This is a genomic window from Cellulomonas sp. P4_B5_2, assembly GCF_056402235.1.
This window is the reverse complement of record NZ_JBFUHU010000172.1, coordinates 1-8047: the sequence shown is the minus strand read 5'-3', so window position 1 is coordinate 8047 and position 8047 is coordinate 1. Positions and strand designations below refer to the sequence as shown.

Below are 8047 nucleotides of genomic sequence, written 5' to 3'. Positions count from 1 at the left end.
GTGCGCGAGGTCGCCGACGCGAGCCCGGGGCTGACGGCGATCGTGATCGACTGCGGCGCGATCACGATCATCGACGCACAGGGCGCCGCGACCCTGCACGACATCCTCGACCTGGCACGCGACAGGGACCTCGCCGTCCGGCTCGCCCGGGTCAAGCCATCGGTGCGAGCGACGCTCGCCCGCGACGGCGTGGTCGACCGCGTCGGGGCCGACCGGTTCCACGGGAGCGTGCACCGCGCGGTCGAGGCCCACCGGAACGGGTACTGACAGGGCCTCCCTCGTCCGCGGCGACCGCCGTACCGTCGATCGCATGGACACACGCACACTCGGAACCGACCTGGTGGTCTCCGCGATCGGCCTCGGCTGCATGGGCATGAGCCAGAGCTACGGCCCCAACCCGGGGGACCGCGACGACATGATCGCCGTCCTGCGCGGCGCGGTGGACCGGGGCGTCACGTTCTTCGACACCGCGGAGGTGTACGGCCCGTTCGTCAACGAGGAGCTCGTGGGCGAGGCGCTCGCACCCGTCCGGGACCGGGTCGTCATCGCCACCAAGTTCGGCTTCGACATCCAGGACGGGAAGTCGGTCGGCGTGAACAGCCGGCCGGAGCACATCGCGGCGGCGGCCGACGCCTCGCTCCAGCGGCTCGGCGTCGACGTCATCGACCTCTACTACCAGCACCGCGTGGACCCGGACGTGCCCATCGAGGACGTCGCCGGGGCGGTCAAGGAGCTCGTCGCCGCGGGCAAGGTCCGGCACTTCGGGCTGTCCGAGGCGGGCGCCGGCACGATCCGCCGCGCGCACGCCGTGCAGCCGGTGACCGCGCTGCAGAGCGAGTACTCGCTGTGGACGCGCGACCCCGAGGCGGAGGTCCTGCCGGTGCTCGAGGAGCTGGGGATCGGCTTCGTCCCGTTCAGCCCGCTCGGCAAGGGGTTCCTCACCGGCACGGTCGACACGACGACCACGTTCACCGACAAGGACATCCGCACGACGATCCCGCGGTTCACCGAGGAGAACCGCCAGGCCAACCAGGCCCTGGTCGACCTGGTGACCACCGTGGCTGCGCGTCACGGTGCGACGCCCGCGCAGGTCGCGCTCGCGTGGCTGCTCGCCCGCACGCCGTGGATCGTCCCGATCCCCGGCACCCGCCGCCTGACCCGGCTCGACGAGAACCTCGGTGCCGCGCAGCTCGCGCTGAGCACCGAGGACCTCGCCGAGCTGACCCAGGCCGCGGACCGGATCGGCGTGCACGGCAACCGCTACAACGACGCCGGCATGGGCATGGTCGGCCTGTAGGAGGTCAGTGCGCGAGCACCGGCTCCCCGTGCGCGGCGGCGGGTGCCGTCGCGGCCAGGCGGGCGGCCCGGTCCGCGCGGGTGCGGAACAGGGTCGCCGTGAGGACCGCACCGAGCAGGAAGATCCCCGCCGACCACGAGTACGCCACGGAGAAGCTGTGGATGGCTGCGTCGGCCATCACCTGCGGCGTGGCGGGCGAGTGGTCCGTGAGGTAGGCGGTCGCGGCGGTGGCGGCCAGGGTGTTGAGCACCGCGGTGCCGATCGCCCCGCCCACCTGCTGGCTGGTGGAGACCATCGCGGAGGCTGCGCCGGCCTGGCGCGGTGCGATCCCGAGCGTCGCGATCTGGAACGACGCGGGCATGATCGAGCCCATCGCGATGCCCATGGCGATCAGCCCGACGACCACGTGGCCGTAGCTGCTGTCGGCGTCGAGGGTCGTGAACCAGAGCATGGCCAGCGCGCCGACGGTCATGCCGATCGGCACCAGGAGCTTGGGCCCGAACCGCGGGACCAGGATGTTCGACTGGATCTGTGCGGTGATGATGATGAACAGGACCATCGGCAGGAACGCCGTGCCCGTCTGCATCGGGGTGTACCCGAGGGTCAGCTGCAGGTAGTACGTGAGGAAGAGGAACACCCCGAACATCCCGGAGCCCGCGACGAGGATGGCCAGGAACCCGGCGCCACGGTCGCGGTCGAGGACGATCTCCAGCGGGAGCAGCGGGTACTCGGTGGTGCGCTGGCGACGGACGAAGGCGATCAGCAGGACGACGCTGGCGGCCAGCGAGCCCCAGACCACCGGAGCGTCCCAGCCCTGAGGCTCGGCCTGCGAGAAGCCGAACACCAGCGCGAACAGGCCCGTGGACGCCAGGACGACACCGGGCACGTCGAACCGGCTGCGGTGCGTGACGTCCGTGCGGGAGAGCAGGACGCTGCCGGCGACGAACGCGACGACGGCGATGAGCACGTTGACGTAGAGGTTCCAGCGCCAGTTGAAGTTCTCGGTGAGGTAGCCGCCGAGCAGCAGGCCGATGGCACCGCCCATCCCGGCGATCGCGCCGAAGACCCCGAACGCGCGGGCACGCTCCTTCGGGACGGTGAACGTGGTGGTCAGGACGGAGAGGGCGGCGGGTGCGAGGACCGCCGCGAAGACGCCCTGCAGGGCGCGGGCGGCGATGAGCAGCTCGAAGCTCTGGGCGGCGCCGCCGAGCGCGGACGCGACGGCGAACCCGACGAGCCCGACGAGGAACATGCGGCGGCGTCCGAACATGTCGGAGAAGCGGCCGCCGAGCAGCAGCAGGCTGCCGAAGGCGAGCGCGTAGGCGGTGACCACCCACTGGCGGTCGTTGTCGCTGAACCCGAGGTCCGCCTGGGCGGAGGGCAGCGCGATGTTCACGATGGTCGCGTCGAGGACGACCATCAGCTGGGCGAGGGCGACCGTCGCGAGGACGAGCCAGCGCTGCCGGCTCTCCGGTGCGGTGGTGACAGTGGACATGGTGATGCTCCTGTGACGTCGTGGTCGGTGGAGCGAGAGTAATATGGAACTAGGGAGTTTCGGAACCCCCCAGTCTCGATTTGTTTCAGCGCTACGCTGGCAGCCGAATCAGCAGCAAGGAGAAGGAGCATCGTGGAGGACGGGTCGACGACGATCGCGCGCCGCCCGGGCCGACGACGCGACGGGTCGAAGGACGACGCGATCCTGGTCGCGACCCGCGAGCTGCTCGCCGAGCGCGGCTACGACGGCATGACGATGGACGCCGTCGCAGAGCGCGCCGGGGCGGGCAAGGCGACGGTCTACCGCCGCTGGCCGTCCAAGGTGCAGCTCACGGTCGACGCCGTCGTCTGCATGCGGGGCGTCGCGCCGACGGCCGACGAGATCCCCGACACGGGGTCGCTGCGCTCCGACCTGCTCGCCGTCCGCTTCGGCAAGCCGCGCACGGACGACTCCGAGCTCATGTCCGGCCTGTGGTCCGCGGTGAGGGAGAACCCCGAGGTCGCCGCCGTCTTCCACGAGCAGTTCGTGCGCTCCCGGGTCGGTCTGATGCGCGGGCTGCTGGAGCGAGCGGAGGCCCGCGGCGAGCTGCGTCCGGACATCGACCTGGAGATGGTCGCCGCCGTCGCGCCCGCCATGATCGCCTACCGCAAGATGGTCGCCGGGCAGAAGATCGACGACGAGTTCGTGGTGCAGATGATCGACACGGTCATCCTGCCGCTGGCCACCGGGTCCGCCCCGACGCCGACGACCGGCTAGCTCCCCGCGAGGACCTTCGCCTTCGCGGCGGCGTACTCCGCGTCGTCGAGGTGACCGTCGCGGTGCAGCGCGCTCAGACGCTCGAGCCGGGTGGTGACGTCCTCGTCCGGGGGAGCCGGCGCGTCGGCGGAGGTGGACGCGTGCGCGTGCCGGGTGCGCTGGAACGTCTCGGCACCGTCCTTGGCGGCGGTGGCGGCGCCCCGACCCGCCTCCGCGGCACCCTTGACCAGCGCGACGCCGGTCTCCCCGACCACCACGACCGCGGTGGCGCTCTTCGACGTCAGCGACTCCTTGGTGGTCTCGCTCAGCGGGAGCTTGCCGATCCCCGTGGCGACGATGCGCTGCACGTCGTACGCGATGCCCAGGCGGTGCAGGCGGTCGTCCAACGACCCGGTGTCCTCGGTCGACATGCGTACCCCTCTGCTCGTCGGCGTGCCCTGCCCCGCATCCTCTCAGGCCGCGGCCGGCGTGGTCACCGTGCCCGCCGAAGGTCGCCGCCCGCCCGGTACGTCACCTCACTGACCGACGGTGAACCCCATGAGGACGTGCTCCCACCCCTCCGTGGCGGGCTCTCCCTCGAGCGTGGAGAGCTCCGTGACGGCCCCCGTGGTCACGTCCGTGCTGATCGTGCGCTGCCGGCCCGCCTTCCCGTGGCCGACGTAGCAGCTGTTGAGGTCGGCGATCACGGAGCCGCCCCCGCGCTGGAAGCCGTACGAGTGGTCGTACTGACCCCACTGCGTGGTGAGCGGCGAGATCACGCCGTCGGCGAGCACRGCCGGGTCGCCGCCGCCGTCGCACGGCGGCTCCTGGGTGATCACGCCCAGCAGGACGCGGCCGTCCGGCAACGGCGTCGCGTCGACCACCGGGTGCTCCGACGTCGCGAGCAGCCGCGGGGGAGTCTCCGGGCGCGCCGCGTCGAGCGACAGCAGGTTGGCCGGCGTGCCGCAGGAGAGCAGCAGCTCGTGCGGACCCGACCAGCCGCCGACCGTGCACGTCCGGTCCGTCGTGACCGTCGTGACCGTCGTTGCGTCGCCCGAGCGCAGGTCGACGAGCACCAGGCGCCCGTCCGTGCCGGTCGCCGACACCCACCGGCCGTCCGGACTGAGCGACGTGGCGTACGCGGAGTCGTCGATCGCGCCGAGGTCGCGCTGCGTGCCGTCGGGCTCCCGGACGAGCAGGTGGAACGTCGCCCCCCAGGTCGACATGCGGTTCTGGGGCCCGAGCACGTTCCTGGGCGCCGGGACCGCCCCCTCGGGGAGGTCGCTGTAGTCCGTCTGCGGCGCTGCCCACACCGTCGTCCCGTCGGGGGTCCCCCCGATCCACATCRCGCTGAGCGGGAAGTCCGGCCACGGCTGGAGGTCACCCGTGCGCAGGTCGAGCCGGCCGATCACGTCGACGGGCCGGTCCTCCAGGTAGTTCGTCGTGGTCGCGAGGACGAGCGGCTGGCCGGCGGTCCACCAGAACACGTTGAGCCCGGTGCGGACGCTCGTCTCGAGCGCCGGGTACCGCTCGCCCGACGGGGAGACGAGGAGGAGCCGGTTGCGGTACGCGTCCGTCGGGGCGTCGGACGGGTCCGTGCCGACGCGCGTCTGGTTGTCGGTCACGAGCGTCCACCCGGCGGTGCTGCTCTCGACGAGGCCACCCGGCAGCGGCAGGGGCTCGCCGACGTGCACCGCAGGCGGCGTCGGTGTGGGAGTCGCCGTCGGGCTCTCGGTCAGGCTGACCGCGGGGACGGGGGACTGGTCGGCCCGATGGGTGCCCAACCACGCCGTCGCGCCGAGCACACCGACCAGCCCGACACCGGCCACGCTCTGCAGGGAGTGCCGGACGGCCCGCCGCTGCCGCACGCGCCGCACCGTCCCGGCCAGGGTCCCGGTGTCCGGGGTGGCCCCGGACCGCCGGCGTTCGATGGCCACCTCGGCCTCGGCCAACAGCTGCCCCAGGTCGCTCATGAGCGGGCTCCTCTCGGTGTGCCGTCGACCAGGCGAACGCTCGGCCGCTCGTCGGCCTCGGGGTCGGTGGTCGCGCCCAGCCAGCGTTGCATCGCGGCCGCGGCGTCGGACGTGTACCTCTTGACGGCGCCCTGACTCAGTCCGAGCTGCTCGGCGGTCTGGGCGACCGACAGGTCCTCGAGGTGCCGGAGCACGACGCAGGCGCGCTGGCGGGGAGTGAGTCGGGCGAGCGCCTCCAGGACGTCCCGCTCGAGCCCGGGGAGCACCGTCTCCACCGGCGTCTCCGGGTGCCCGGCCACCCGGTCGGCGGCGCGCCGCTCGCTCGCCGCCGTCCGTGCGCGGTCGATGGACCGGGTGGCGATGGCGCGGCGCACGTACGCCTCGGCCTGAGCCAGGGTGGTGAACCGCGCGCGGCTGGAGAAGGTGGCGACCAGCGCGTCCTGCACCAGGTCCTCCGCCTCGGCGGGCGTCGCCGCCAGCAGCGTCGCCCGGGCCAGCAGCGCGGCCCACCGCTCCTGCACCAGCTGGGCCAGCAGGCCCTCCCACCGCGCGCTCATCGGCCCCCTGCCTGGCGTTGTCGTGTGCCCGCACGTCGGGCCACACCTGAAGAACGGAGCGTGGCAGAGATCGGTTGGTCACCGGGCCGCAACGGTCCCCCGTGCTACTGTCCGCAACAGGACGCTTGACCATCCGCTTGACCATTCCATGACCATTGCAAGGCGCAGCTCTACCGCCCTCTGCGACGACCTGGACGTGAAGGACGACGATGACCGACGCAGCCCCCTTGCAGCCCCCCGCGCCGCAGTCCGTCTTCGCGCTGGAGGCCCCTGCCCCGATGGCGCCGGTGGCGGCCACGCAGGCTCCCGCGATGGCCCCGCAGATCCCCGAGTCGGCGCTCCCGGGCCTCGACGCCAAGGTCAGCGCCTACGTCGACGGCCTCATGAAGGCCCAGGTGGGATCGCCGGAGCTGGCCAGCAAGGCCGACGACATCCGCCTCATGGGCGACTCCGACATCCGCGCGGCCGCCGACACCTCGAACCGGCTGCTCCAGATGCCCGTCAAGGAGCTGCGCGAGGGCGGGGTCTCCGGCACGTCGCAGGTGAGCAAGTCGCTGCTGGACCTGCGCAAGACGGTCGAGAGCCTGGACCCCAGCGAGGCCACGATCGGCAAGAAGCTGCTCGGGCTCATCCCGTTCGGCGACTCGCTCACCGACTACTTCCGCCGGTACGAGAGCTCGCAGAAGCAGATCGACGCCATCGTCCGCGCGCTGTACAACGGCCAGGACGAGCTGCGCAAGGACAACGCGGCGCTCAACCTGGAGAAGCAGCACCTCTGGGACACGATGGCCCGCCTGCACCAGTACATCTACGTCGCGGAGTCGCTGGACACGCGCGTGTCGACGGCCATCGCGGAGCTCGACGCCACGGATCCCGCGCGGGCCAAGGCGCTGCGCGAGGACGTCCTGTTCTACGTGCGCCAGAAGCACCAGGACCTGCTGACCCAGCTGGCCGTCTCGATCCAGGGCTACCTGGCGATCGACATCATCATCAAGAACAACATCGAGCTCATCAAGGGCGTGGACCGCGCCACGACCACCACGGTGGCCGCCCTGCGCACGGCCGTCATCGTCGCGCAGGCGCTGAACAACCAACGGCTGGTCCTCGACCAGATCACCGCGCTGAACGCCACGACGACCGGGCTGATCGCGTCGACCGCGAAGATGCTCAAGGAGCAGTCGGCGGGCATTCAGGAGCAGGCCGCGCAGGCCACCGTCGGTCTGCCGCAGCTGCAGCAGGCGTTCACGGACATCTACGCGACCATGGACTCCATCGACACGTTCAAGGTCAAGGCGCTCGACTCGATGGCGACGACCATCGGCGTGCTCGAGACCGAGACGACGAAGGCGCGCACCTACCTCGACCGCGTGAAGCGTGCGGACACCACGGACGTCGCCAGCGGTTCGCTCGATCTCGGCACGTAGGCACCGCAGATGAGCTGGTTCGCACGCCTGAGGGGGCGGCGTCGGGAGCCCGAGCTTCCCCCTGCACCGCCCGCGCCGACGACGGCGGACATCGTCGCGTCCGCGCACCAGGTGGAGCAGCAGATCGCGGGCAGGGTGCCGGCCGCGGTGACCGCGCGCGTCCTGCGGATCACCCGGACCGTCGACGAGATGGCGCCGCGGCTGGACCGGCTCGGCGCCGGCAGCCTCCAGGCGCACACCGTCGTCGCGACCGCCACGAGCTACCTGCCCGAGGCCGTCGGCGGCTACCTGCGCCTGCCGCGGGACTTCGCCGACCGCCGCGTGGTGTCGAAGGGCAAGACCTCCCTCATGGTGCTCTGCGACCAGCTGGACCTGCTGGGCGTGACCCTGGACAAGATCTCCGACGCCGTCTCCCGCGAGGACGCCAACGCGCTCGTGGCGCACGGGCTGTTCCTCGCCGAGAAGTTCGGCGGCACCTCGCTCGCGCTGGCCCCGGAGGCCGGCCTCGACACGCCCCAGGTGGAGCGCCCGTGACCCTGACCGACGCCCTCGACTCCCTCGAGACC

Annotated in this window: 9 protein-coding genes; 5 read left to right on the top strand and 4 right to left on the bottom strand. The window is 72.0% G+C overall.

Translation table 11 applies throughout. From position 1 onward, the window contains the following. The coding region (locus AC1DUQ_RS13195; protein ID WP_477073933.1) for an STAS domain-containing protein at positions 1-267 on the top strand (267 nt) is incomplete at its 5' end. A 43-nt stretch (positions 268-310) separates the two neighbouring features. Then, positions 311-1297 (top strand): aldo/keto reductase, encoded by a 987-nt coding sequence (locus AC1DUQ_RS13190; RefSeq protein ID WP_477061140.1) that lies wholly within the window; start codon positions 311-313, stop codon positions 1295-1297. A 4-nt stretch (positions 1298-1301) separates the two neighbouring features. Here AC1DUQ_RS13190 and AC1DUQ_RS13185 read toward each other — a convergent pair whose 3' ends face one another. Beyond that, positions 1302-2792 carry an MFS transporter gene (locus AC1DUQ_RS13185; protein ID WP_477073932.1) on the bottom strand — a complete coding sequence of 497 codons (1491 nt, stop codon included), beginning with the start codon at positions 2790-2792 and terminating at the stop codon, positions 1302-1304. Positions 2793-2924: 132 nt separating this feature from the next. Here AC1DUQ_RS13185 and AC1DUQ_RS13180 point away from each other — a divergent pair, with 132 nt between their 5' ends. Continuing rightward, positions 2925-3548 carry a TetR/AcrR family transcriptional regulator gene (locus AC1DUQ_RS13180; protein ID WP_477061142.1) on the top strand — a complete coding sequence of 208 codons (624 nt, stop codon included), beginning with the start codon at positions 2925-2927 and terminating at the stop codon, positions 3546-3548. On the opposite strand, the gene AC1DUQ_RS13175 is transcribed toward AC1DUQ_RS13180, so the two are convergent. The 3 genes from AC1DUQ_RS13175 to AC1DUQ_RS13165 form a co-directional block, all read right to left on the bottom strand. Continuing rightward, positions 3545-3958, bottom strand: a complete 414-nt coding sequence (locus tag AC1DUQ_RS13175; RefSeq protein WP_477061143.1) for an SHOCT domain-containing protein — start codon at positions 3956-3958, stop codon at positions 3545-3547. The two genes, AC1DUQ_RS13180 and AC1DUQ_RS13175, sit on opposite strands and share 4 nt — an antisense overlap. Before the next feature lie 105 nt (positions 3959-4063). Beyond that, entirely contained in the window at positions 4064-5500 is a 1437-nt protein-coding gene (locus AC1DUQ_RS13170; RefSeq protein ID WP_477073931.1) for a hypothetical protein, read from the bottom strand. Further along, positions 5497-6057 carry a sigma-70 family RNA polymerase sigma factor gene (locus tag AC1DUQ_RS13165; RefSeq protein ID WP_477061145.1) on the bottom strand — a complete coding sequence of 187 codons (561 nt, stop codon included), beginning with the start codon at positions 6055-6057 and terminating at the stop codon, positions 5497-5499. Before AC1DUQ_RS13165 ends, AC1DUQ_RS13170 begins: the two co-directional genes overlap by 4 nt. 209 nt (positions 6058-6266) lie before the next feature. Here AC1DUQ_RS13165 and AC1DUQ_RS13160 point away from each other — a divergent pair, with 209 nt between their 5' ends. Then, the gene (locus AC1DUQ_RS13160; RefSeq protein ID WP_477061146.1) at positions 6267-7481 is read left to right on the top strand and encodes a toxic anion resistance protein; all 1215 of its coding nucleotides are present in this window, start codon (positions 6267-6269) and stop codon (positions 7479-7481) included. 9 nt (positions 7482-7490) lie between these two features. After that, positions 7491-8015: a hypothetical protein gene (locus tag AC1DUQ_RS13155; protein WP_477061147.1), complete on the top strand. Its 525-nt coding sequence runs from the start codon at positions 7491-7493 to the stop codon at positions 8013-8015. Positions 8016-8047: the final 32 nt, after the last annotated feature.

What these genes read in the sequence shown, in the direction of transcription:
- AC1DUQ_RS13165 (WP_477061145.1), bottom strand. Translation starts at nt 6,057, where the DNA reads ATGAGCGCGCGGTGGGAGGGCCTGCTGGCCCAGCTGGTGCAGGAGCGG.
- AC1DUQ_RS13175 (WP_477061143.1), bottom strand. Translation starts at nt 3,958, where the DNA reads ATGTCGACCGAGGACACCGGGTCGTTGGACGACCGCCTGCACCGCCTG.
- AC1DUQ_RS13155 (WP_477061147.1), top strand. Translation starts at nt 7,491, where the DNA reads ATGAGCTGGTTCGCACGCCTGAGGGGGCGGCGTCGGGAGCCCGAGCTT.
- AC1DUQ_RS13160 (WP_477061146.1), top strand. Translation starts at nt 6,267, where the DNA reads ATGACCGACGCAGCCCCCTTGCAGCCCCCCGCGCCGCAGTCCGTCTTC.
- AC1DUQ_RS13185 (WP_477073932.1), bottom strand. Translation starts at nt 2,792, where the DNA reads ATGTCCACTGTCACCACCGCACCGGAGAGCCGGCAGCGCTGGCTCGTC.
- AC1DUQ_RS13190 (WP_477061140.1), top strand. Translation starts at nt 311, where the DNA reads ATGGACACACGCACACTCGGAACCGACCTGGTGGTCTCCGCGATCGGC.